Source organism: Plantactinospora sp. WMMC1484, assembly GCF_049315195.1.
Taxonomy (GTDB): domain Bacteria; phylum Actinomycetota; class Actinomycetes; order Mycobacteriales; family Micromonosporaceae; genus Plantactinospora.
This window is the reverse complement of record NZ_CP186055.1, coordinates 6,690,839-6,713,882: the sequence shown is the minus strand read 5'-3', so window position 1 is coordinate 6,713,882 and position 23,044 is coordinate 6,690,839. Positions and strand designations below refer to the sequence as shown.

General features: G+C 69.5%; 27 protein-coding genes. 16 read left to right on the top strand and 11 right to left on the bottom strand.

Annotated features, from left to right (window positions below; genetic code table 11):
• Positions 1 to 14 precede the first annotated feature (14 nt).
• From ACN28C_RS28820 to ACN28C_RS28805, 4 genes are all read right to left on the bottom strand, one after another.
• Positions 15 to 938 (bottom strand): DUF2637 domain-containing protein, encoded by a 924-nt coding sequence (locus ACN28C_RS28820; RefSeq protein ID WP_422770655.1) that lies wholly within the window; start codon positions 936 to 938, stop codon positions 15 to 17.
• Positions 939 to 1,209: 271 nt separating this feature from the next.
• A complete protein-coding gene (locus ACN28C_RS28815; RefSeq protein ID WP_422770654.1) occupies positions 1,210 to 2,100 on the bottom strand; it encodes an SDR family NAD(P)-dependent oxidoreductase in 891 nt (296 codons plus the stop codon).
• 121 nt (positions 2,101 to 2,221) lie between these two features.
• The gene (locus ACN28C_RS28810; protein ID WP_422770653.1) at positions 2,222 to 3,094 is read right to left on the bottom strand and encodes an alpha/beta hydrolase family esterase; all 873 of its coding nucleotides are present in this window, start codon (positions 3,092 to 3,094) and stop codon (positions 2,222 to 2,224) included.
• Positions 3,095 to 3,108: 14 nt separating this feature from the next.
• Entirely contained in the window at positions 3,109 to 4,002 is an 894-nt protein-coding gene (locus tag ACN28C_RS28805) for an alpha/beta fold hydrolase (RefSeq protein ID WP_422770652.1), read from the bottom strand.
• A 93-nt stretch (positions 4,003 to 4,095) separates the two neighbouring features.
• Between ACN28C_RS28805 and ACN28C_RS28800 the strand changes: the two genes are divergently transcribed.
• On the top strand, positions 4,096 to 4,668 hold the full coding sequence (locus ACN28C_RS28800; protein WP_422770651.1) for a TetR/AcrR family transcriptional regulator: 573 nt from the start codon (positions 4,096 to 4,098) through the stop codon (positions 4,666 to 4,668).
• A gap of 287 nt (positions 4,669 to 4,955) precedes the next feature.
• Here ACN28C_RS28800 and ACN28C_RS28795 read toward each other — a convergent pair whose 3' ends face one another.
• The gene (locus ACN28C_RS28795; RefSeq protein WP_422770650.1) at positions 4,956 to 5,321 is read right to left on the bottom strand and encodes an ArsR/SmtB family transcription factor; all 366 of its coding nucleotides are present in this window, start codon (positions 5,319 to 5,321) and stop codon (positions 4,956 to 4,958) included.
• A 63-nt stretch (positions 5,322 to 5,384) separates the two neighbouring features.
• Between ACN28C_RS28795 and ACN28C_RS28790 the strand changes: the two genes are divergently transcribed.
• The gene (locus tag ACN28C_RS28790) at positions 5,385 to 6,422 is read left to right on the top strand and encodes a flavin-containing monooxygenase (protein ID WP_422770649.1); all 1,038 of its coding nucleotides are present in this window, start codon (positions 5,385 to 5,387) and stop codon (positions 6,420 to 6,422) included.
• Positions 6,423 to 6,472: 50 nt separating this feature from the next.
• Here ACN28C_RS28790 and ACN28C_RS28785 read toward each other — a convergent pair whose 3' ends face one another.
• Positions 6,473 to 6,745 (bottom strand): hypothetical protein, encoded by a 273-nt coding sequence (locus tag ACN28C_RS28785; protein ID WP_422770648.1) that lies wholly within the window; start codon positions 6,743 to 6,745, stop codon positions 6,473 to 6,475.
• A 21-nt stretch (positions 6,746 to 6,766) separates the two neighbouring features.
• Complete coding sequence (locus ACN28C_RS28780) at positions 6,767 to 8,194, bottom strand: FAD-dependent oxidoreductase (RefSeq protein WP_422770647.1); 1,428 nt, start codon at positions 8,192 to 8,194, stop codon at positions 6,767 to 6,769.
• An 81-nt stretch (positions 8,195 to 8,275) separates the two neighbouring features.
• Between ACN28C_RS28780 and ACN28C_RS28775 the strand changes: the two genes are divergently transcribed.
• From ACN28C_RS28775 to ACN28C_RS28710, 14 genes are all read left to right on the top strand, one after another.
• The gene (locus ACN28C_RS28775; protein ID WP_422770646.1) at positions 8,276 to 8,653 is read left to right on the top strand and encodes an ArsR/SmtB family transcription factor; all 378 of its coding nucleotides are present in this window, start codon (positions 8,276 to 8,278) and stop codon (positions 8,651 to 8,653) included.
• Between the two features lie 148 nt (positions 8,654 to 8,801).
• Complete coding sequence (locus ACN28C_RS28770) at positions 8,802 to 9,107, top strand: ArsR/SmtB family transcription factor (protein ID WP_422770645.1); 306 nt, start codon at positions 8,802 to 8,804, stop codon at positions 9,105 to 9,107.
• On the top strand, positions 9,107 to 10,207 hold the full coding sequence (arsB, locus tag ACN28C_RS28765; RefSeq protein ID WP_422770644.1) for an ACR3 family arsenite efflux transporter: 1,101 nt from the start codon (positions 9,107 to 9,109) through the stop codon (positions 10,205 to 10,207). Before ACN28C_RS28770 ends, arsB begins: the two co-directional genes overlap by 1 nt.
• 198 nt (positions 10,208 to 10,405) lie before the next feature.
• Entirely contained in the window at positions 10,406 to 10,822 is a 417-nt protein-coding gene (locus ACN28C_RS28760; RefSeq protein WP_422770643.1) for an arsenate reductase ArsC, read from the top strand.
• Positions 10,819 to 10,953, top strand: coding sequence for a hypothetical protein (locus ACN28C_RS28755; protein WP_422770642.1), 135 nt, complete (start codon positions 10,819 to 10,821; stop codon positions 10,951 to 10,953). Before ACN28C_RS28760 ends, ACN28C_RS28755 begins: the two co-directional genes overlap by 4 nt.
• 19 nt (positions 10,954 to 10,972) lie before the next feature.
• On the top strand, positions 10,973 to 11,659 hold the full coding sequence (locus ACN28C_RS28750; RefSeq protein ID WP_422770641.1) for a MarR family transcriptional regulator: 687 nt from the start codon (positions 10,973 to 10,975) through the stop codon (positions 11,657 to 11,659).
• Positions 11,656 to 12,315: an arsenate reductase ArsC gene (locus ACN28C_RS28745; RefSeq protein WP_422770640.1), complete on the top strand. Its 660-nt coding sequence runs from the start codon at positions 11,656 to 11,658 to the stop codon at positions 12,313 to 12,315. Before ACN28C_RS28750 ends, ACN28C_RS28745 begins: the two co-directional genes overlap by 4 nt.
• Before the next feature lie 330 nt (positions 12,316 to 12,645).
• Complete coding sequence (locus ACN28C_RS28740) at positions 12,646 to 13,608, top strand: PstS family phosphate ABC transporter substrate-binding protein (RefSeq protein ID WP_422770639.1); 963 nt, start codon at positions 12,646 to 12,648, stop codon at positions 13,606 to 13,608.
• A gap of 3 nt (positions 13,609 to 13,611) precedes the next feature.
• Positions 13,612 to 14,553 (top strand): phosphate ABC transporter permease subunit PstC, encoded by a 942-nt coding sequence (gene pstC / locus ACN28C_RS28735; RefSeq protein ID WP_422770638.1) that lies wholly within the window; start codon positions 13,612 to 13,614, stop codon positions 14,551 to 14,553.
• Positions 14,550 to 15,473, top strand: a complete 924-nt coding sequence (pstA, locus tag ACN28C_RS28730; RefSeq protein ID WP_422770637.1) for a phosphate ABC transporter permease PstA — start codon at positions 14,550 to 14,552, stop codon at positions 15,471 to 15,473. The genes pstC and pstA overlap by 4 nt, the downstream gene beginning before the upstream one ends.
• Before the next feature lie 40 nt (positions 15,474 to 15,513).
• Positions 15,514 to 16,386, top strand: coding sequence for a phosphate ABC transporter ATP-binding protein PstB (gene pstB / locus ACN28C_RS28725; RefSeq protein WP_422770636.1), 873 nt, complete (start codon positions 15,514 to 15,516; stop codon positions 16,384 to 16,386).
• Positions 16,386 to 17,183 carry a winged helix-turn-helix transcriptional regulator gene (locus ACN28C_RS28720; RefSeq protein ID WP_422770635.1) on the top strand — a complete coding sequence of 266 codons (798 nt, stop codon included), beginning with the start codon at positions 16,386 to 16,388 and terminating at the stop codon, positions 17,181 to 17,183. Before pstB ends, ACN28C_RS28720 begins: the two co-directional genes overlap by 1 nt.
• A gap of 66 nt (positions 17,184 to 17,249) precedes the next feature.
• Positions 17,250 to 17,618 carry an ArsR/SmtB family transcription factor gene (locus ACN28C_RS28715; RefSeq protein WP_422770634.1) on the top strand — a complete coding sequence of 123 codons (369 nt, stop codon included), beginning with the start codon at positions 17,250 to 17,252 and terminating at the stop codon, positions 17,616 to 17,618.
• 106 nt (positions 17,619 to 17,724) lie between these two features.
• Positions 17,725 to 18,198 carry a hypothetical protein gene (locus ACN28C_RS28710; RefSeq protein ID WP_422770633.1) on the top strand — a complete coding sequence of 158 codons (474 nt, stop codon included), beginning with the start codon at positions 17,725 to 17,727 and terminating at the stop codon, positions 18,196 to 18,198.
• Between the two features lie 156 nt (positions 18,199 to 18,354).
• On the opposite strand, the gene ACN28C_RS28705 is transcribed toward ACN28C_RS28710, so the two are convergent.
• From ACN28C_RS28705 to ACN28C_RS28690, 4 genes are all read right to left on the bottom strand, one after another.
• The gene (locus ACN28C_RS28705; protein WP_422770632.1) at positions 18,355 to 18,879 is read right to left on the bottom strand and encodes a roadblock/LC7 domain-containing protein; all 525 of its coding nucleotides are present in this window, start codon (positions 18,877 to 18,879) and stop codon (positions 18,355 to 18,357) included.
• Entirely contained in the window at positions 18,876 to 19,247 is a 372-nt protein-coding gene (locus ACN28C_RS28700) for a hypothetical protein (RefSeq protein ID WP_422770631.1), read from the bottom strand. Before ACN28C_RS28700 ends, ACN28C_RS28705 begins: the two co-directional genes overlap by 4 nt.
• A gap of 492 nt (positions 19,248 to 19,739) precedes the next feature.
• On the bottom strand, positions 19,740 to 21,836 hold the full coding sequence (locus ACN28C_RS28695) for a 3-hydroxyacyl-CoA dehydrogenase NAD-binding domain-containing protein (protein WP_422770630.1): 2,097 nt from the start codon (positions 21,834 to 21,836) through the stop codon (positions 19,740 to 19,742).
• Positions 21,833 to 23,029 (bottom strand): thiolase family protein, encoded by a 1,197-nt coding sequence (locus tag ACN28C_RS28690; protein WP_422770629.1) that lies wholly within the window; start codon positions 23,027 to 23,029, stop codon positions 21,833 to 21,835. The genes ACN28C_RS28695 and ACN28C_RS28690 overlap by 4 nt, the downstream gene beginning before the upstream one ends.
• Between the last annotated feature and the right edge of the window lie 15 nt (positions 23,030 to 23,044).

Below are 23,044 nucleotides of genomic sequence, written 5' to 3'. Positions count from 1 at the left end.
CGGTAACCCGACCCTCAGGCGGCCAGATCGAGGTCGCGTACCTCGCGGCGGATCGCCCGCAGCCGGGCGGTGGTGATGCCGAGTTCCTGTGCCACGTCGGCGTCGGTGGCCTCCGGCCGCTCCGCCTGGATCGCGGCGGCCAGCGCGGCGGTCTCGGCGATCGGGCGCCGGGGCCGACCCGACGTGCCGGCCTTCCCGGCGCGGCCGGGTGAGGCCGGCTTCCGGGAGGCTCCCGACGTCCTCCGGGGCTTCGCCGCCGCGACCGGTTTCACCGCTGGGGACGCGACGGCGACGACCTGCTCGCCGATCCGGCTGACCGGCCCGATCGGCCCGATCGGCTCGACCACACCGGCCAGGGCGGGGTGCGCCGGTTGGACGGCCTGTGGCACCGGCGGACGCGGCACTGCCGGTGTGGGCCGTGCCGCCACGGAGAGCACGCCTGCGGGGACGGCAGATGTGGCCCTGTCGCGGGCCGGGGCTGTCTCGGAGGCCGGCGTGTCCTGGCCCGCAGCGGTCGTGTCCTGGGCAGAGCTGGCCGCGGCCTGGGTGGCGGAGATCCGTCCGCCCAGCTCGACCAGGCAGATGCTGGCTACGACTATCAGGCCGTCGACCGACAGCGGAAGCAGGTACGGCGAGGCGCCCGTCTCGCCGTACCGGGCGGCCACCCCGACCATGTGCCAGTACGACACCCAGGCGGCGATCCCGGCGATGATGGCGGTGGCCGCCAGCCGGGCGAACGCCAACGAGCGGCGGTGCACCGGCACCCGCGAGATCAGCTCGACGGTGAGCAGCAACGCCAGCGGGGGCCAGGCGGCGATGGCCTGGCTGATCGGGTTGTCCCGGGCGTGCAGGATGTTGGCCACCACCGAGGCGGCGACCCCGAGGGTCAGGGTGGCGCGTACGGCCCAGCGGACCCGGCGAAGCTGTGTGAGGGGCACCGGTCGCTCCTTGCCTGTCGTCGTGCCTTCTCTCGGCCCAGCGGACCAGCCGGCCCGACCGCTCATCCTTACGGGCGAAGCCATCCAGCCGGTGTACCACCCCGATCTCCGGCGTGTCGCTCACCGCCCGTCGGCCGTCCGTGTGCTTGGCGTTGCGGCGCGGCCCTCGCCGCCCCGGTACCAGAGCACCTCACCGAGTTCCTGCGGTGCCGGATCGCTGGGAGCTGAGTGGTCCAAGTTCGCTCGACGACGCATCGTCGCGGCAGAGCTATCACGACGGTGATGCCTCATGGCCGCGTGGTCGCGCCGTTCGGAGACCTGTGAGAGCCGCGCTGCGGTCCCACAGTTGCAGCGCCAGTGCGACGTCGCTTGCTTGGGGGTTGGTCTTCGTGATCTTGTTTTTCTCGTAATACTCTCCAGGCAGCCAGGTAACGCCGGGGGTTCCTTCGGCAAGCCACGTGAGGGCTGCGCCGCCCTTCTCTGTGCGGCTGAGCATCAGCCTCGTCATAGGGTTGTTGTATACGAACCGGAAAAGCCCCTTGGACTGATTGGCGAAGTTGCTGGCTATGTTCCCGGGGTGGAAGGCGACCGCAGTGATGCCTTGGTCGGCGTAGCGGCGGTGAAGCTCCTTGGTGAACAGAACGTTTCCGAGCTTGGCGTCGCCGTACGCCTTCTCCGGTGAGTACTTCTTCTCGTTCTGCAGGTCATCGATGTCGAGATTGCCAAAGATTCGTGCGCCGATACTGGACGTCTGGATGACCTTGGCGTTCGACTTGATCAGGGTGGACATGAGGAGGTTGGTCAACAGGAACGGTGCGAGATGATTGATCTGGAAGGTCTTCTCGTATCCGTCGGTGGTCGCCTCGCGGTCGCCGAATATGCCGCCGGCGTTGTTGGCGAGCACGTCGATGCGGGGATATGCGGCCGTTAGCTCTCTGGCGAGAGACCACACCTGGGCCAGGTCAGTGAAGTCGGCGACATGAAATGGGGCGCCGATGTTTTCCGCGACTGCTGCGGTCTTCTGCGGTGAACGGCCGACGACAACGACTTTATGGCCGTTCTCGGCGAGCTGGTGTGCGGCGGCAGCACCAATACCGTCGCTGGCGCCGGTGATGATGATAGTTTGTTGAGCCATGGCGTGCCCTCTGTCGTAGCTGTCCATGCCTTGTCAGCTGTTGCTCATGCTGTTCTTCGACTCCTCGCGGAATCCGCCGCAGGTGGTTCATATTCGTCCCAAGCTTCGGGCTGGTCGGTTTTGGCCGCCCGAAGCCCCGGACGAAGCTTCAGAGGTCGAAGAACTGGGTGATGATGTCTGCTGTGTTGAGCTGGTAGCTGGTCTTGCCGATGAGTGCCGGGGCGGACGAGGCGCCGGGAACTGTGTGGCCGCCGCCGTGGACGGTGTAGAGGACGACCGGGGGGACACCTTCTGCCTCATAGGTTGTGCGTTCGACCTCGGTGGGGTCGGCCGTGGTTTTCTTCGGCAGGCGTGTGGTCGTGGGTTCGGTGGTGATCCCGTTGCGCTCGGCGAAGTACCGGGCCGTGCGGGTGGCCGGCCAGCTCGAGCCACCTACCTTGAAAATGGTGCGTAGGGCCCAGTTCATGGTGCCGCCCTGGTAGGAGACGATGGGGTCCTTGGTGCCGTGGATCAACAAGACCGGCAAGGGCGCCCGGGGTGCCTGACTGGCGAGGAAGTTCTCCGGTGCGGGCATGGTGGCGGCGATCACCGTCACTCCCGCCAGCAGGCCGGGGGTTTCGTGGGCGAGACGGATGACCATCTGGCCGCCGTTGGAGTAACCGACCGCATAGACACGGCTGGGGTCGATGCGCCGATCCGAGGCGTACGTGGCGATGACCGCGCGGGCGAAGCCGACATCGTCGATGTCGGCTCGGCGGGCAGGAAAGCGGCTTTCGCGGCGGGCGTCGTTCCAGTTGCCGCGATAGCCGTCGAGGTAGGCGACCAGCGCACCGCGGGCGGCGAGCGCGTCGAAGACGCCGCCGGTGAAGGCGCGATGCTTGTCGCCGGTCTGGCCGGAACCGTGGAACACAAGAACCAGTGGCTTGGCCTCGCCCGGCGCCGTGGTGCCGACAAGAGTGAAGGTGCGGGTGGTCCCGGCGACGGTGACACTGCCGCGGGTAGCTGTGAGGGTGCTGGGCATGCTGTTTCCTCGGTTCAGGCAAAGAAGTCGATCAAGGTGTGGGCCGTCCATCCGGGGGCTTCCTCGGGCAGGAAGTGTGCCGCGCCGGGTGCGATTGCGCCGGTGGTGTGTGAGGCAACCTGCCGTACGGCCTGCTCGACGCCATCGCGCATGCCGTGCTCGCCCCCGATGGCCAGAACCGGAATATCCAGCGGCCCCTCGGCGGCCAGCGCGACTACCTGGTCACCGGACTCTCCCGCGCGGTAGAACTGGAAGCTCGCGTGCAGGGCGGCGGGGTCGCGCAGGGCGTCGACGTAGACCTCGACCGCGGCCTGTGGGATGGCGTCCGGAGTGGCGGCTTTGGTGGCGAACTGGTGCCCGAAGTAGAGGTCCTCGCGGCCGGACACCATGCGCTCGTTGATCTCGGCCAGACGGTTGAAGACGAAGTGCCAGGCCAGCTCGTTGACCTCAGGAGGCATGAGCAGCGGGGGCATCGGAGTGAAGCCGGCGAGGACGGCCTCGGCCAGCGCGAGCTTGGTCACCCGGTCGCGGTGGCGTGCGGCGAGCACGTAGCCGACCATCATCCCGATGTCGTAGCCCGCGACATGAAACCTTTCGTGGCCCAGGGACGTCATCAGCCCGACCATGTCGTCGGCCAGGGTGACTGCGTCGTACCCGGTGGCCGGCTTGCTGCTGGCGCCGACACCACGCAGGTCGGCGGCCACGACAGTGAAGTGCTCGGCGAGAGCGGGCATCACCAGCCGCCAGCCGTACCAGAACTGCGGCCACGCCGGCAACAGCAGCAGTGCCGGGCCGGTCCCGCCGACCACAGCGTGCAGTTCGACGCCGTTGACGTCAACGGTGCGGCTGGTGAAGGTGTCGCCGAATCCGGCGGGAAGGTGCGGGACGGCGTCCGCGGTGAAAGGCATCGGTGTCTCCTCGTACCGGACCCAGCCATAAGCGGATGGGTCATCCGTTTCAGCGTAGCACAACCGGATACACCATCTGGTTATTGTGGGGGCATGAGCACTCCGCCGTTGCGCAGGGACGCCGCCCAGAACAGGCACCGCATCGTCGAGATCGCCCGGCGGTATGTCGATGACGGCAGGCCCCTGCAGCTCAACGATGTGGCGCGGACCGCATCCATCGGCGTGGCGACCGTCTACCGGCACTTTCCCACGCCGGAAGCGCTGCTGGAGACCGTCGCGCTCCCTGCCATCGAGAAGCTGGTCCGGCGAGCCGAGCAGGCGTTGACCGAGGCCGACCCGTGGACAGCGTTGCGTGATTTCCTCGCCGCTGCGATCGAAGCCTTGCTGGCTGACCCGGCCGTTCCGCCGGTGTTCGCCGCCACCACCAACAGCTTGGAGCACACCGGCGACCTCAAACGCGGGCTCGCCAGCGCCTTCGCCGAGCTCCTGACCCGCGCGCACGCGGCGGAGGTCATCGATTCCAGCGTCACCGAGGCGGACATGACCCCTCTGATGTGCGGCATCGTCTACGCCGCGAACCTTCACGGCGGCCTCGGCCCGACCGAACGAGCCGCCAACGGCCTGCGCTATCTCAACCTGCTCCTCACCGGCCTGTACCGTCGCTGACCACGACAGCTCTCGGCGACGGACGGCAGTTCGCGGGAATCAGGCGCCCGTCAGCAAGATCCGTACCAATGGGCCGCCGACGCGACGGTCGGCGAGCCATGCCATGCGGCGGTGTCTGACGGTGTGTGACGGCCGTGGCCGCGGCCAGCGTGGCGACCCGCCGGAAGTTGTTGTGGTGCGACGAGAGACACGGGACCCGGCTCGCCCGGTCTGGTCATCCTTCACACCGACCACGGCCGCACCACCTGACTGCTCAAAGTAGTCGATTGCTTGCTCGGGAAGGCGCATTATCCGGCAACGGCCGACCCCCGGTTGGGAGCGGTCGGCGGTTCGTCGTCCGCGCCCGTCTCGGATGCCGGGCAGCAGCGTCCGAGGTAGTTCTGCAGGTTTGTGAGCCGGGCGGTGATGCCGGGGGCGTCGGCCCGGTAGCGGACGAGCTTGCCCTGACGGCTGGAGGAGAGCAGTCCGCCGCGGCGGAGCAGGGCGAGCTGTTCGGACGCGGTGGATTGGCCGAGGCCGCAGCGGTCGGCGACTTCGCCGACGGTGAGCTGCTGTCCGCCGGCGAACAGCATCATGATCTGTTGGCGGGTTTCGCTGGCGAGGGCCTTGAGGAAGTCCTGCGTCGGCCCGTCGAGGGCGGCTGGTGTGTTCATCGCGTTCCAGTGTCGGGTACCACTTCATTTCGTAGCTTCGGAATATGACGATATCTTGAGGTGGTGGATGTTGTCGAGGTGCTGGTGGTCGGGGGCGGTCAGGCGGGTCTGGCGACCGCCCAGGTGGCGGTGAGCCGTGGCCTGTCGCCGGTGGTGTTGGACGCGTCGCCGGGACCCGGTGGGTCGTGGCCGCGGTACTACGACAGTTTGACGCTGTTCTCCCCGGCCCGGTTCTCGTCGCTCCCAGGGGCGCCGTTTCCGGGCGACCCCGGCCGGTATCCGGTGCGCGACGAGGTGATCGCCTACCTGAGCGGCTATGCCGGCCGGGTGGACGCGGATGTGCGCTGGGGTGTGCGGGTGGATCATGTCGTCCGGGTCCGGGACGGGTTCGAGGTGATCACGGTGCGGGGCGGTGTGCTGCGGGCGCGGTTGGTGGTGGCCGCCAGCGGCGGGTTCGGCCGCCCGTACCGGCCGTCGTTGCCGGGCCTGGAGACGTTCGCGGGTCGGGTGCTGCACTCGGCGGAGTATCGGGAGCCGTCGCCGTTCGCCGGGGCCCGGGTGGTGGTGGTCGGCGGTGGAAACTCGGCGGTGCAGATCGGGGTGGAACTCGCCCGGGTGGCACGGGTGAGCCTGACGACGCGGGGACCGTTGCGGTGGCAGCCGCAACGCATCCTTGGCGGGGATTTCCACTGGTGGCTGACCCGTACCGGGTTGGACTCCTCTCGGTGGGGGCCGCGACTGGTGAAGGGGACGGTGCCGGTGATCGACGACGGCCGGTACCGGGCGGCGGTGCGGGCCGGCCGACCGGATCACCGGCCGGTGTTCACCCGCGTCGACGGCGACGGTGTGGTGTGGGCCGACGGGCGGCGGGAGCGGGTGGATGTGCTGATCCTGGCGACCGGGTTCCGACCCGACGTGGCATACCTGACGGACACGGCGGCGGTGGACGGGCGGGACCGGCCGCTGCACGAGCGGGGTGTGTCGACCACGGTGCCTGGGTTGGGGTACGTCGGCCTGGAACATCAGCGCAGCTTCGCCTCCGCGACGATCCGGGGGGTGGGCAGGGACGCCGGCTACGTCCTCGGACGGCTGGCCCGTTGAGGCTTCGCGGTGGCCATGGCGGAAGCTGAACTCCTTGGCGCCGACGTTCCTCACCCGCCGGTCATCGGCGAGGCGCTTGCGGCCTTGGCGAGGATGCCGACAGCGGCGATGCCGCAGGTGCCGCCGATGGCGAGGATCGCGGCGGTGAACGCGCCGGTGACCCGGGTGGCCGACGCGTGCAGGTCGGCCGTCATCGGTGGGAGCAGGACCGCAAAGGAGTAGTAGAGGGTGCCGTAGCCGACGGTCTGGGTGACCGCGAACGCGGCGACGATCGGCCAGCCGGGGCACCGGGGCCGGCGGCCACCGGCTCGTCGGGTGGCCACCGGTTCGGCGATCGGCACCGGTCAGCAGCCGCCGGCGGAGTCCGGGCCGGCCGTGCCGGATACGTCGACGAGGGGCAGCGGCGTGGCGAGGAGACCGCCGGAGACGCCGGTGGCCAGTCCACGCCCGCCCCCGCTGGTCGCGGTCGTGCCGGCGGCCGGGGCACCACAGCAGCCACCACCGCTGTCGGTGATGGTGGTGTCGTCGAGGATCGGGTTGCTGTTGCAGACCCCGGTCTCGGGCAGGTCGAGCCGGACGTCGCGGGCCGCGGCCCAGTCTCCGGCGAGGGCGGCGACGACGGAGCGGGCCTGTTCGTAGCCGGTGGCCATCAAGAACGTCGGGGCACGGCCGTAGCTCTTGACCCCGATGGCGTGGTAGCCGGGTTCGGGGTGGGTGAGTTCGTCGACACCGTGGGGTGGGACGGTACCGCAGGAGTGCTGGTTCGGATCGATCAGCGGGGCGAGGGCCCGGGTCGAGCCCATGATCGGGTCCAGGTCGAGACGGAGTTCGGTGGCGATGGTGTGGTCGGGTCGGAAGCCGGTCGCCGACACGATCCGGTCCGCGGTGAGGGTCCGGGTCCCGTCGGACACCGTCACCGCGCCGTCGGCCGCCGGGGCGATCCGGTGTACGGAGAAGCCGGTGACCAGGCCGATGCGGCCGGCGTCGACGTGTCCCCGCAGCCGGGTGCCGAGAGCGCCGCGGGCGGGTAGGGCGTCGGCGGTCTCGCCGCCGTAGGTGCGGGCCGGGTTGGCGGCTCGGATCGCCCAACCGACCGTCGTGCCGGGTGCCTGCTCGGCGAGGGCGGCCAGGGCGAGGAGGGTGTTCGCGGCGGAGTGGCCGGCGCCGACGACCAGGACCCGCTTGCCGGCGAACCGGTCCCGGTCGCTGCCGAGCACGTCGGGTAGCGCGTGTTCGATGTTCCGGGCGGCGGCGGCTTCTCCGTGGGCGGGGATGCCGGCGGCGCCGAGGACGTTCGGTGTGTTCCAGGTGCCGGACGCGTCGACGACCGCTCGGGCCAGCAGGTCCGCACCGGAGGCGAGTCGTAGCAGGAACGGGGTGGTTTCTCGCCCGGTGGTGCGGAGCCGGTCCAGTCCGAAGCGGGTCACGGCGACCACTCGCGCCCCGTACCGGATGTGCGGCTTCAACGCCGGCAGGTCGGCCAGCGGTCGCAGGTAGTCCGCGACGAGTTCGCCACCGGTGGGCAGGACGTCAGGGTCGGGCTCGACCCAGCCGGCGTCGCGCAGCAGCCGGGCGGCGGCCTGGTCGACGTTGTACCGCCACGGCGAGAACAGCCGCACGTGCCCCCACCGGCCGACGGCCGCGGCAGGACCCTCACCGGCCTCCAGGACGATGAACGGCAGTCCCCGCTGGTGGAGCTGAGCGGCGGCGGACAGGCCCACCGGGCCCGCGCCGATCACGACGACGGGCAGATCTTCCAGACGGTCCCACATGATCCGGTCACCTCGACACTGTCTCGACGTTTCTCGAATCAGAGGTTTGCACACTGTTTCGAGATCTGTCAACCTAGAAGCATGTCGAAGCAGAAGGTGGCGCTCGCCCTGAGCGGTCTCAATGCCGCGACGCCGTGCTGTGCGCCGATAAGTGAACAGCGGATCCCGGCGGAAACCGCCGCCGTGCTCGCTCCGGCCTTCAAGGCGCTCGGTGATCCGGTGCGGCTGCAGTTGATGTCGATGATCGCCTCGGCGCCCGCCGGCGAGATCTGCGTCTGTGACCTCACCCCGGCGTTCGACCTGTCCGGGCCGACGATCTCCCACCACCTCAAGACCCTGCGTGAAGCGGGCCTCGTCGATGCCGAGCGTCGAGGCACCTGGGTCTATTACCGGGCCCGACCAGGGATCATGCGGCAGCTCGCCGGTTTGCTCGAAGTCGGGGTTCCGGTGAGCGCGTAATCCGGCCCACGGCCGCGCCGCGCCGCGCCGCGTGCCGGTGCGGTGCGGCGGCCGGCGCGGCCGACATGTTGAGGACGTCGGCCGGCCGTACATCTGATGTTCACCCGCTGGCCGGACGGGTGAGAACAGCGAATGGTTGCATCAGGGTGTGCTGATATCAGAAGCGGCTGATGTGATCAGGTTGCTGGCCGACCCACTGCGGGCGCAGATCGTCGACCTGCTGGCCCAGGGGCCGGCCTGCACCTGTCACCTCGTGGCCGACACCGGGGCGAAGCAGCCGAACGTCTCCGGGCACCTGCGACAACTGCGCGACGCCGGCCTGGTCGTCACCGAACCACGCGGCCGGTTCACCTATTACCGGCTGCTGCCCGACGCCCTGGAAGCCGCCGCCGCGAAGCTCACCGACCTTGCCGCCCAGGCCCGGTCCAACACCGAATCCCGCCGGGAGTGCTGATGACCACCACCGCCCCCACCGCTGGCGAGGCCCCCGGGGTCGTCGGCCGGTTGTCCCGCCTGGACCGGTTCCTGCCGCTCTGGATCGGCCTGGCGATGGTCGTCGGCCTGCTGCTCGGCCGACTCGTCCCGGGACTCGACACCGCCCTGGAAGCGGTCAAGATCAGCGAAATATCCCTGCCGATCGCCGTCGGCCTGCTGGTCATGATGTATCCGGTGCTGGCGAAGGTCCGCTACGACCGGCTCGACACCGTCACCGGTGACCGTCGACTGCTGATCTCCTCCCTGGTGTTGAACTGGCTGATCGGCCCGGCGGTCATGTTCACGCTGGCCTGGATCTTTCTCGCCGACCACGCCGAGTACCGCACCGGCCTGATCATTGTCGGCCTGGCACGGTGCATCGCCATGGTGATCATCTGGAACGACCTCGCCTGCGGCGACCGGGAGGCGGCCGCCGTCCTCGTCGCGCTCAACTCGATCTTCCAGGTCCTCGCCTTCGGCGTGCTCGGCTGGTTCTACCTGTCCGTGCTCCCGGACTGGCTGGGGCTGTCCGGCGAAGCGTTGCAGGTGTCCGGCTGGGACATCGCACGCAACGTGCTGATCTTCCTCGGCATCCCGCTGCTCGCCGGCTACCTCACCCGCCGCTTCGGCGAGCGGACGAAGGGACGCACCTGGTACGAGCAGACGTTCCTGCCGAAGATCGGCCCCGTCGCCCTGTACGGACTGCTGTTCACCATCGTCATCCTGTTCGCCCTGCAGGGCGAGGCGATCACCAGCCGACCGTGGGACGTCGCGCTGATCGCCGTACCGCTGCTGGTGTACTTCGCGGTCATGTGGGCCGGCTCGTACGCCCTCGGGCAGGCGCTCGGGCTCAGCTACGAGCGCACCACCACCCTGGCGTTCACCGCCGCCGGCAACAACTTCGAGCTCGCCATCGCGGTGGCGATCGGCACCTTCGGGGTCACCAGCGGGCAGGCCCTGGCCGGGGTCGTCGGCCCACTGATCGAGGTCCCTGTCCTGGTCGCGCTGGTCTACGTCAGCCTTGCGCTACGTCGGCGTCTCTTCCCGACCGACCCCGCGGTGCCGGCGGGTCGGTCGTGACCGACACACCGGGGGCCGGTTGCGGCGACGACGCCGTTACGGCTGCGGGGCCGGCCGTCGGCGCGGGTCTCCCGCCGAGCGCTCGTCCGGCTCCGATCAGTCGCTACCTCAACGGGCCGTACATCGCACGTTCCAGTACCGCTCGGCGCGACCAGCGCCAGAACCGAGCCGCACGACGTCACCGTGGAGAAACCGATCATGTCTGACACGCCCACCGTCCTGTTCGTCTGCGTACACAACGCCGGCCGCTCGCAGATGGCCGCCGGTTGGCTACGCCACCTCGCCGGCGGTGCCGTCGAGGTCCGCTCCGCCGGCTCCGCGCCCGCCGACCAGATCAATCCCGCCGCCGTCGAGGCGATGCGCGAGGTCGGCATCGACATCACCGACCAGACTCCCAGGAAGCTGGAGTGGGAGACCGCGGAAAGCTCCGACGTCATCGTCACCATGGGCTGCGGCGACGCCTGCCCGGTCTTCCCCGGCAAGCGGTACGAGGACTGGCAGCTCGACGACCCGGCCGGCAAGGGCGTCGAGGCCGTCCGACCGATCCGCGACGAGATCCGGACCCGGGTCGAGAAGCTACTGGCCGAACTGGCCGCGGAGCGGCCGGCGGGATGACCCGGCTGCTGTTCGCCGGTACGCGCACCCGGCGACTGCTCGGCGTGCCGCTCGTCGGGCACCGCGACGCCGCCATCGCGGCAACGGACCGCCGGACCGCTGGCGAACCCACGCTTGACATCGGAAATTAGCTCAGTAATCATTGACTCAATGATTACTGAGTCTAATTCTCTTGAGCTGCGCGCCCGGACGCATGCCGCGCTGGGCGACCCGGCCCGGTTGGCGATCGTCGACACGCTGCGCCTGGGTGACGCGGCCCCGGGAGAGATCGCCCAGGCGCTGGGCCTGGCCACCAACCTGGTCGCGCACCACGTCAAGGTGCTGGAGGCGACCGGACTGGTCGTGCGTACCCGATCGGAGGGCGACCGGCGCCGCACCTACCTGCGCCTCGTACCCGATGCCCTGGCCGCCATCGCGTTCCCGGCGCTGCCCCCTGCCGACCGGGTGGTCTTCGTCTGCACCCACAACTCCGCCCGCTCCCAGTTGGCCGCCGCGCTCTGGGCGCGGCGCAGCCGCATCCCGGCCGACTCGGCCGGCACCGAGCCGGCCGACCGGGTCCACCCCCGGGCGGTACGTGTCGCCGGCCGGCACGGCCTGCGGCTGGACCCCGCGCACACCGCACACGTCCGCGACGTCCTCCGCACCGGCGATCTGGTCATCGCCGTCTGCGACAACGCCCACGAACACCTGCCCGACCAGGCGCGACCCCGGCTGCACTGGTCGGTGCCGGACCCGGCCCGGGCCGACACCGACGAGGCATTCGAAGCCGCCCTCACCGAGATCTCCGACCGGATCGACCGCCTCGCCCCCGCACTCACCCCCAGGGACACCCCATGACCGACCTCGCCCGGCAACGGCAGCAGATCCCCATCGACCAGCAACTCGCCCTGCACACCGCCGCCGTCCGGCTCTCCGACGAGTTCGCCGGCGTCTACGGCACCGAAACCATCGAACGGTTCCTGCGCACCAGCTACGACCAGTTCGCCAGCGCCAGCACCGTGCCGCACTTCCTGCCGCTGCTCGCCGAACGCTTCGCCCGGCAACGACTGACCGCCCTGGCCAGAGTGGAGGGCCGGCACACCGACGGCCGCCCTGTCGTGCTCTTCCTCTGCGTGCAGAACGCCGGCCGCAGCCAGATGGCGCTCGGCTTCTTCCAACACCTCGCCGGCGACGACGCCATCGCCTGGTCCGGCGGTTCCGAACCAGGCGTCGAGATCAACCCCGCCGCCGTCACCACCATGGCCGAGCGGGGCATCGACATCTCCACCGAATACCCCAAACCCTGGACCGACGAGGTCGTCCGCGCCGCCGATGTCGTCGTCAGCATGGGCTGCGGCGACGCCTGCCCGATCTTCCCCGGCAAACGCTACGAGGACTGGACCGTCGAGGACCCGGCCGGCCTCACCGTCGAACAGATCCGCCCCATCCGCGACGACATCGAACGCCGCGTCCGTCACCTCCTCGACCAACTCGACATCCCCGTCGCCGGCTGACGAGCGGGTCACCGAAAGACCACACAGGACGGCCGACGCCGCCTAGCCGGGAGGAACGTGTAGTGGCGATCAATGTCCGACGAGGTCGTTCCCGCCCTGGCGCAAGGTACGAGTAAAATGAACGAAAAATGAAGCGAGAATTTCTGCAGGTGAACCAGACTGCCGGTGACCTGGTCTAATAAGCAGGTGTTTATGTTCATCTGCAGTTCATGTTGTCGCTGAAGATGGGTCACATAAACAGATTCTTATGGGCGGTGTCGACGGGTGAACGCGTCGACATCCGAAGAGCGCCGGCGAACATGTCGCCGGCCTGTCCATAGAGGATGGATTGTGAACAAGACGGTGCGTGGACTGGGCGTTGCGTCAGCCGCGCTGGTCCTGGCTGTGGGGTTGGCCGCGTGTGGCGGCGACAACGACGGAGGCGGCAGCGGCGCGGATGCGGCGGAGCTGACCGGCGAGGTGAAGATCGACGGTTCGAGCACTGTCGGGCCGCTGAGCAAGGCCGCCGCCGAGCTGTTCGCTGACGAGCAGCCGAAGGTGAACGTGACGGTGGGGATCTCCGGCACCGGCGGCGGGTTCAAGAAGTTCTGCAACGGGGAGACCGACATCTCCGACGCCTCCCGTCCCATCAAGGACGAGGAGAAGGCCGAGTGTGAGAAGAACGGCGTCAAGTACGTCGAGCTGATCGTGGCCAACGACGCCCTGTCGGCGGTGGTGTCCAAGGAGAACACCTGGGCCGACTGCCTCACGGTGGAGCAACTCAAGAAGATCTGGGAGCCCGGCTCGAAGGTCAACAACTGGAACCAGGTGGACCCGGCGTTCCCCGACGAGCCGCTGAAGCTCTTCGGGGCGGGCACGGACTCCGGCACGTTCGACTACTGGACCGCCGCGATCAACGGCGAAGAGGGCGCACACCGCACCGACTACACCCCGTCCGAGGACGACAACGTCATCGTCCAAGGCGTCAGCGGCTCCAAGGGTGGGCTCGGGTACTTCGGGTTCACCTACTACGAGGAGAACACCGACAAGCTGAAGATCGTCAAGGTGGACGGCGGTTCCGGCTGCGTCGAGCCGAGCGTGGCCACCGCCCAGGACGGTTCGTACAAGCCGCTGTCGCGGCCGCTGTTCATCTACGTCTCCGACAAGGGTGTCGCCAAGCCGCAGGTGAAGAGCTTCGTCGACTTCTACATCGCCAACATCGACGAGGTGGTCACCGAGGCCAAGTACGTGCCGCTGACCGACGCGCAGAAGACCACGCTGAAGTCCGAGTACGACTCGCTGCCGAAGGCCTGAGACGTGCCCGCCGTTTCCTCCTCCCGCGTCCCCGCCGCCTCCGTGCGGCGGGGACGCCCCCGCACCGCAGAGCGGCTCATCGAGACGTTCCTGGTCATCGCCGCCGTGGTGTCGGTCGCGACTACCGCCGGCATCATCGCGTCGCTGCTCTTCCCGACCCTGGAGTTTTTCCGTGAGGTCAGCATCGGCGACTTCCTCACCGACACCCAGTGGACGCCGCTCTTCGCCGACAAGCACTATGGCGTGCTGCCCCTGCTGGTGGCGACTCTCTGGGTCACCCTGATCGCCATCGTCATCGCGGTGCCGCTGGGCATCGGGGCCGCGATCTACCTCTCCGAGTACGCCCGGGCCGGCACCCGCAAGCTGCTCAAACCGATTCTGGAGATCCTCGCCGGCATCCCCACCGTGGTCTACGGATTCTTCGCCCTGACCTTCCTCAACCCGATCCTGATCGACCTGTGGCCCACCGGCGACAAGCCCGAGTTCCAGAACCTCCTGGTCGCCGGCATCGCCATGGGCATCATGATCGTGCCCACCGTGGCGAGCCTGTCCGAGGACGCGATGAGTGCCGTCCCGCACAGCCTGCGCGAAGGCGCCTACGCCCTCGCCTCGACGAAGATGCAGGTCGCCACCCGCGTCGTCGTGCCCGCCGCGCTTTCCGGGATCGTCGCCGCGATCGTCCTTGGGGTGTCCCGGGCGCTGGGCGAGACGATGATCGTCACCATCGCCGCCGGTCTGAAGACCGCCGGCATTCCCTGGTCACCGGTAGACGGCGCCGCCACCATGACCGGCTACATCGCCGGAGCCGGCCAGGGCGACCTGCCGGTCGACTCCCTGGACTACCTGACCATCTTCGCCGTCGGCACCACCCTGTTCGCCTTCACCTTCGCCCTCAACGCCCTCTCCATCCGCATGGTCCGCCGATTCCGCGAGGTGTACGAATGACGACCACCACCGCGAGCGGCGGTCGGCCCGCCCGGCCGGCCACCACCCGGCCGAGCCTCCGCAGCCGGCGCCGCGCCCGCCCCGGCGAGCTGGCATTCAAACTCGCGTTGCAGTTCTGCCTGCTGGTGGCGTTCGCGTTCCTCGTCGCCCTGATCACCTTCGCCGTCTACAAGGGCTGGAATCGCCTCGACGCCCGCCTCTGGCAGGAGATGCCCGCCGGCACCGCGTCCCGGGTCGCCCGCGCCGGCGTGCAGTCCGCGATCACCGGCACCCTGTGGGTGATCGGGCTGACAGCGGCGATCTGCCTGCCCATCGGCATCGCCTCCGCGATCTATCTCGAGGAGTACGCCGACAACAACCGCTGGTACAACCGGTTGCTGGAACTCAACATCCAGAACCTCGCCGGCGTACCCTCGATCGTCTTCGGCATCCTCGGCCTCGGCCTCATCGCCCGGATCATCGGCCTCGGTTTCACCGTCATCACCGCGGCGATCGTCCTCTCCCTGCTCGTGCTCCCCGTGGTGATCATCGCCAGCCGGGAAGCGCTGCGGGCCGTGCCCCAGTCCATCCGGCACGCCTCCTACGCCCTGGGCGCCACCCGGTGGCAGACCACCTGGCGCCAGGTGCTGCCCGCCGGGATCCCCGGCATGGCCACTGGATCCATCCTCGCCCTGTCCCGCGCACTCGGCGAAGCCGCACCACTGATCCTGCTCGGCGCGGTCACCTTCATCCGCTTCAACCCCGACAGCCTGCTCTCCAGCTACACCACACTGCCCATCCAGATCTACAACCTCATCAAGGAACCCCAGGCCGAGTTCCAGGAACTGGCCGCCGCGGCGATCGTGCTCCTGCTGGGCATCCTGCTGCTGATGAACTCTGCCGCGATCCTGATCCGCAACCGCTTTCACAAGCGCTGGTAACGCGACCACCCTCTTATCCCACGCCACGAAGGACAGCACGGTGACCGATACGTTTCACCGCCCCCGACCGGAGCACCCGACCGTCGCCCTTGCCACCCCCGGCGCCGGCCGGCCCGACCACGGATCCGGCGACGAGCGGCCCATTCTGCGTCTGGCGGACGTCAGCGTCTTCTACGGCGACTACCAGGCCGTCCGAGGCGTCGACATGACCATCGGCGAGAACCGCATCACCGCCCTGATCGGCCCCTCCGGTTGCGGCAAGTCGACCGTGCTGCGCTCCCTCAACCGGATGAACGACCTCATCCCCGGCGCCCGCGTCGCCGGCCGCATCACCTACCACGACGAGGACCTCTACGCCCCCGACGTCGACCCGATCGAGGTCCGCCGCCGCATCGGGATGGTCTTCCAGAAACCCAACCCGTTCCCCAAGTCGATCTACGACAACATCGCCTACGGACCCAGGGTCACCCGGATGCGCGTACCCGACATGGACGCGCTTGTCGAACAGTCACTACAGCGCGCCGCACTCTGGGACGAGGTCAAAGACAAACTCAACCAATCCGCACTCGCACTCTCCGGCGGCCAGCAACAGCGACTCTGCATCGCCCGTACCATCGCCGTCCAACCCGACATCATCCTCATGGACGAACCCTGCTCGGCCCTCGACCCGATCGCCACCGGCAAAATCGAAGACCTGATGTACGAACTCTCGTTCGAATACACCATCGTCATCGTCACCCACAACATGCAGCAGGCCGCCCGCGTCTCGCACCGCACCGCGTTCTTCACCGCCGAGGTCGACGAAGCCGGAGTCCGCCACGGCCGCCTCGTCGAATACGACGACACCAACAAGATCTTCACCAATCCGCGGGAAAAGCGCACCGAGGACTACATCAGCGGGCGCTTCGGCTGATGACCAGAGGCACCGACGACGGAGACGCCCGCATGTACGCCGACACCGCCAGCGCCGCCGCCACCACGCCGGCCGGCCACACGCTCAGCCAACGCACTGTCCGCGCCCGATTCCTGCTGCTCATCGTCGATCCCGATCCCGCCAGCACCGCCGTGTTCGTCGCCGCGCTGCAGGACCGCCAGATCGACGTGGTCTGCACCGACGACCCCGCCGACGCCATGCTCCAGGCCGGCGCGCTCCTGCCCGACGCCGTCCTCACCGCCGCCGACGTACCACCACTACGCGGCTCCGTCATCGCCCGTGCCCTGCACGAACGCGCATCCATCCCCACCATCGTCGGCGTCGGCGAACACGACGGGGCGGAAGCGAGCCTCGCCCTCGCCCGCGGCGCCACCGCCTGCGTCGCCCGCCCGTACCGGGTCGCCGAGATCCTGCACATCCTGCGCTCCATCTCCCCCGACACGAAAGCCGACTTCCGGGTCGCCATCGAAGCCGGAGCACTCCGCCTCGACCCGGCAGCCTTCGACGTCCGCCTCCACGGCCAACGCGTCGAACTACCGCTGCGGGAATTCCAACTCCTGCACCTGCTCATGCTCCACGCCGGCCGCGTCGTCACCCGAACCCAGATCTACCAACTCGTCTGGAGCCGCGACGGCGAAACCTCCAACACCCTCAACGTCCACATCCGCCGCCTCCGCACCCGCCTCGGCGATGACCCGAAAGACCCCACGATCATCGTCTCCGTCCGCGGAATCGGTTATCGCCTCGACCCACCCCTGCGGCGGTCCAACCGATGATCGCCGTCACAGTCTGTTCACCATCCAGTCATTCACGCCCGACCGGCCGCTTCCTAGACTCGGACCATGCTCGCGCCGCACCCGGCTCCACCACCCGCCTGCGCCCCCGGCCCGATCCGGCCGCCACTGCGGCGCACGGACGCCGAGCAGATCGCCCGACTTCTCAAGGCCCTCTCCGACCCCACCCGGCTACAGATACTGTCGATCATCGAGGCGTCCCCCGCCGGCGAGGCATGCGTCTGCGACCTCACCGAAGCGTTCGACATGACCCAGCCCGCCATCAGCCACCACCTCAAGATCCTCGCCGACGCCAAGCTGCTCCGCCGCGACAAGCGGGGCAGTTGGGCGTGGTACTCCCTGGTCCCCGCCCAGCTGGACCCCATCCGGCAACTCCTGCCCGGACCTCACTTCCTCCAGCCCGCCGACAGGGCCTAGCCCTCCGGCCGAGCAACCAGCGATGGCGGGGCCGACCGCCCACCGCGGCCATACCCACGCCGCCCCCACCCCCTCCGTACGCGGTCGGGAACGCGGGGTGAGAACAGTGCGACGACGTGGTCGGAAAATACTCTCCTGTGATCTGCTGCTCAACTATCGAATCAGCGCCAACCCAGCCTGGCAGCGGGCGAGCGTCCGATTCCACGACCATGACCAGGCGCCTATAGCGACACCGTCGATAGTCATCCTGCAGATCGGAAACCTCGGCGTCGAGAGTGTCAAGAGGCAGGACTACGAAGTCCCCATCGAAATCGGCTTCACCGGCCGCCGGGTCGAAGCAGTCAACGTAACCGAGGGACACCCCTCCGAGCTGGCCCAAGCGATCGCGCGGCACGTGACGGCCACTGAACAACGGGTCGTCCTTCCCGCGGAAGATCTCGACCCCGGCAACCGATTCACGCTGCTGATCCTGCTCTCCGGCGACAGTCACGACGACACCGTAGAAATCACCGGGACCCTGAACGACGGGAATTTCGTCAACGCGCGACGACTGCCCAATCGCAAGGTCCACGCGCCATGACACATGGTTGCCGCCTGGCACCACGACGGCCAACAACCCATCGTGCCGGTCCGGACACCAGAACAGCTGACCCGGTCCCGCACCTTCACCGCCGACGAGCCCCTGCCGCCGTGATGTGGGCCGGGCCGGCATCGGCCCCTGTCACCGGCCGGACGGCTACTGCCGGGCGGTGCTGGCGAGGAGGGCGGCGAGCCGTTCGGCGGCCGTCGGCGCGTGCAGGTGCAGCCGGGCCACGTTGATGGCGTCGGTGCCGACGACCCCGAGCAGGGCGCTCGGGCCGGCGGCGTAGACGCTGAGGTAGCCGTCCTGGTTGCGTACGGTCGATTCCCGGAACGCGCCCTGGCGGAGCCGGAGCCCGACCTGCCGGCCGACCCCGAAGGTGGTCGCGGCGAGCGCTGCCAGATCCCAGGGGTCCGCGTCGTCGGGCAGGTTGTGGGTGATCAGCATGCCGTCGACGCCGCCCAGGACGCAGCCGAGCACACCGGGAATCAGCAGGCGCAGCTCGGAGAGGACGGCGTCGATGGCGATGTGCGGAACCCGTTCGGGCCGGTGTGGGAAGTCGGGTGCCGAAGGCTGCCCGGTCGTGCCGGCCTGCTCCGGCGGGAGCTCCGTGACCTGGTCCGCCCCGGGCTCGGGTACTCGTCGGGGCAGCGTCGTCTCGCGGCCGTCGAGAGTGCTCACAACTCCAGGCTCTCCTCGATGCCGCGCAACTGGTGCCGGGCGAGCGCGAGGTTGGCGCGGCTCTTGCTGAGCATCAGGTAGAGGAACAGCCCCTTGCCCGAGTGCGAGCGCAGCGGCCGGATCACGTGGTACTGGCTGCCGAGCGTGATCAGGATGTCCTCGATCGTGTCGTTGAGCTTGAGCATCTCCATCGTGCGTATCTTGGCCCGCACCACCTCGGTGTTGCCGGCGGCGGCGACCGTCAGGTCGAGTTCGGCAGTCCCCCCTGCGACACCGAGCGTCATGCCGCTGGTGTAGTCGACCAACGCGACGCCGATCGCACCGTCGATGCTCATCGCGCCCTTGAGCGTGACGTCCAGGTTCGCCACGGTTCTCCCTCCGGTCGTATGGTCACCGGCGGCGGGGTACGCGGTGCCGAGGACCTTCGCTGCCGGTGGCTGCCGTGGAACTTCCACGGAGAGGCTCGCATACCGGCAGGTCCCGCGCACCAGCGAAAACGATCATCAGGCTGACCGGTCCAAAGTGATCATCCGGCGGGCGGACAACTCCAGGTGGCAAGGGGATGGTAATGCCCAGCCCTACCTGCTAGCGCGTCGCCCGATCTGGGATCAGCGGTCGGGCGGCGGCGGGTCCAGTCGCCGTCCAGTTGCCGTCCAGTGCGGTGGGTGAGCCTCTAACCCTGCCCGGCCGGCGCCCCCGCCCGGCCGGGCAGACCACCGGCTGATCGCCGCATTTCCGCGTATCGCCGGTGTCCGGGCAGATCGCGGTGATCAGGGACCAGGTCGCACAGTGTTCGGTGCGACCCGCCGGGACAGGTCCCTGATCACCGCGATCGTGGGGGGACGGGTGGGTGGTCGTGCTCAGCCGGGGAGGCTGGCCAGGCCCGGGGGCAGGAAGCGACCGCCGGTGACCCGCTCGGAGGTGCCGGTCCGGTCCAGGTACGGCGTGACGCCGCCGAGGTGGAACGGCCAGCCCGCGCCGAGGATCATGCAGAGGTCGATGTCCTGCGGCTCGGCGACCACACCCTCGTCCAGCATCAGCCGGATCTCCTGGGCGAGCGCGTCCAGCGCCTGCCGGCGTACCTCCTCGGCGGCAAGCGGGGCCGAGCCGACCTCCAGCAGGTTGGCCACCTCGGGGTTGATGTCGCCGTCGACCACCAGCGGCCTGCCGGACTCGGCGATCCGCCGCAGGTTCTCGCTGACCGGGAAGCGGTCCGGGAAGGCGGCGTGCAGCGTCCCGCCGACGTGGTACGCCACCGCCGGCCCGACGAGCTGCAGCAGCGCCAGCGGCCGCATCGGCAGGCCGAGCGGGTCGAGGGCGGCATCCGCCACCTCGGGCGGGGTGCCGGCGTCCACGGCCGCGAAGATCTCGCCGAGGAAGCGGGTCAGCAGCCGGTTGACCACGAACGCCGGGGCGTCGGCGACCAGTACGCAGGACTTGCGCAGCTCCCTGCCGACCGCGAAGGCGGTGGCCAGGGTGGCCTCGTCGGTGCGTTCGCCCCGGACGATCTCCAGCAGCGGCAGCACCGCCACCGGGTTGAAGAAGTGGAACCCGACCACCCGCTCCGGATGCTCCAGATCCGCGGCCATCGCGGTGACCGAGAGCGAGGAGGTGTTGGTCGCCAGCACCGCCTCCGGGGAGACGATCTTCTCCAGCTCGGCCCAGACCTGCTTCTTCACCGCCAGGTCCTCGAAGACCGCCTCGACGACGAAGTCCGCGTCGGCGAAGACGGCCTTGTCGACCGAGCCGCTGACCAGGCCGCGCAGCGTGGCGGCCGTACCCTCGGGAAGCCGGCCCTTGCCGACCAGCTTGTCGATCTCGGCACGCACCCAGCCGACACCGGAGTCCACTCTGGACTGGTCCAGGTCGGTGAGGACCACCGGCACCTGGAGCCGGCGGGCGAAGAGGAGCGCGAGCTGCGAGGCCATCAGGCCGGCGCCGACGATGCCGACCTTGGTCACCGGCCGGGCCAACTCCCGGTCCGGCGCACCGGCCGGCCGCTTGGCCCGGCGCTGCACCAGGTCGAAGGAGTAGAGGCCGCTGCGCAGTTCCTCGCTGAAGACCAGGTCCGCCAGGGCCTCCACCTCGGCGGCCATCCCGGCGGGCAGCCCGTCCGGGTCGTCACCGCCGGCCACCGGTGCCTCCCGGGCCAGGCCCAGCAGCTCCAGCGCCCGGTACGCGGCCGGGACCGCCCCGTGCAGCCGCTCGTCGAGCGTCTGCCGGGCGAAGTAGAGCACTCCGTCCCACATCTCCCGGTCGACCTCCGGCCGGGTCACCCGGATCTCGCCGCGCACCACCTGCGCGGCCCACTCCAGCGAGCGCTCCAGGAAGTCGGCCGGCTCGAACAGCACGTCCGCGATGCCCAGCTCGGCGGCCTGCTTGGGCTTGAGCATCCGGTTCTGCATCAGCGGGTTCTGGATGACCACCTGGGCCGCGCCGGCGATGCCGATCAGGTTGGGCAGCAGTTGGGTGCCGCCCCAGCCCGGCACCAGGCCGAGCGAGACCTCGGGCAGGGCCAGCGCGGAGGCGCCGCCGGAGAGGGTCCGGTAGTGGCAGTGCAGCGCCAGCTCCAGCCCGCCGCCCATGGCGGCGCCGTTGACGAAGGCGAACGTCGGCACCGCGCTGGTGCGCAGCCGGCCGAAGACCCGGTGGCCGAGTCGGCCGATCTCGCGGGCCTGGTCGCGGTTTGCCAGCATCGGCAGGCCGGTCAGGTCCGCGCCGACGCAGAAGATGTACGGCTTGCCGGTCACCGCGACGAAGGCCGGTTCCGCCGCCAGGGCCGCGGTGACCGCCTCGTCCAGACTGGAGAGACCGGTCGGGCCGAAGGTGTTCGGTCTGGTGTGGTCGAAGCCGTTGTCCAGAGTGATCAGTGCGGCCGGCCGGTCCAGCCCCGGCACGTCCACCAGGCGCAGCAGCGACCGGGTGACCACCTCGTTCGGGTTACGCGGAACCGTCATTTCTCGCCGCCCTCCCAGTTCGGGTTCTCCCAGATGACCGTGCCGCCCATGCCGATACCGATGCACATCGCGGTGACGCCGTACCGCACCTCCGGGTGCTCGGCGAACTGGCGGGCGAGCTGCGTCATCAGCCGTACGCCGGAGGAGGCGAGCGGGTGCCCGACCGCGATCGCCCCACCCCACTGGTTGACCCGGGGGTCGTCGTCGGCGATGCCGAAGTGGTCGAGGAAGGCCAGCACCTGCACCGCGAACGCCTCGTTCAGCTCGAAGAGGCCGATGTCGTCGATGGTCAGGCCGGCGATCCGCAGCGCCTTCTCGGTGGAGGGGATCGGGCCGTACCCCATCACCTCCGGCTCCACCCCGACGAAGCCGTACGACACCAGACGCATCGCCACCGGCAGTCCAAGTTCCCGGGCGACCTCCTCGGCGGCGAGCAGCCCGGCGGTGGCGCCGTCGTTGAGTCCGGCGGCGTTGCCGGCGGTGACCCGGCCGTGCGGGCGGAACGGCGTCTTCAGGGTGGCGAGCTTCTCCAGCGAGGTGTCCCGGGGTGCCTCGTCGACGGTGGCGAGCCCCCAGCCGGCCTCCGGGTCGCGGGTCGCCACCGGCACCAGGTCGGGCTGGAGCTTGCCGTTGGCGTACGCCTTGGCGGTCTTGACCTGCGAGGCGAGCGCGTACGCGTCGGCCCGCTCCCGGGTGATCCGCGGGAGCCGGTCGTGCAGGTTCTCGGCGGTGGCGCCCATCACCAGGGCGGAGGGGTCGACCAGCTTCTCGGACAGGATCCGCGGGTTGGGGTCCACGCCCTCGCCCATCGGGTGCCGGCCCATGTGCTCGACGCCGCCGGCGACCGCCACGTCGTAGGCGCCCATCGCGATCCCGCCGGCCACGGTGGTGACCGCGGTCATCGCGCCGGCGCACATCCGGTCGATGGCGTAGCCGGGCACGGTCCGGGGGAGCCCGGCGAGCAGTGCGGCGGTCCGGCCGATGGTGAGGCCCTGGTCGCCGGTCTGGGTGGTGGCGGCGACCGCCACCTCGTCGACGCGCTCCGGCGGCAGCTGCGGGTTGCGCCGCAGCAGCTCGCGGATGCAGCGGATCACCAGGTCGTCGGCGCGGGTGTGGGCGTACATCCCGCCCGCCTTGCCGAACGGGGTGCGGACGCCGTCGACGAAGACGACGTCGCGGACTTCACGGGGCACTGGAGCCTCCTTGCC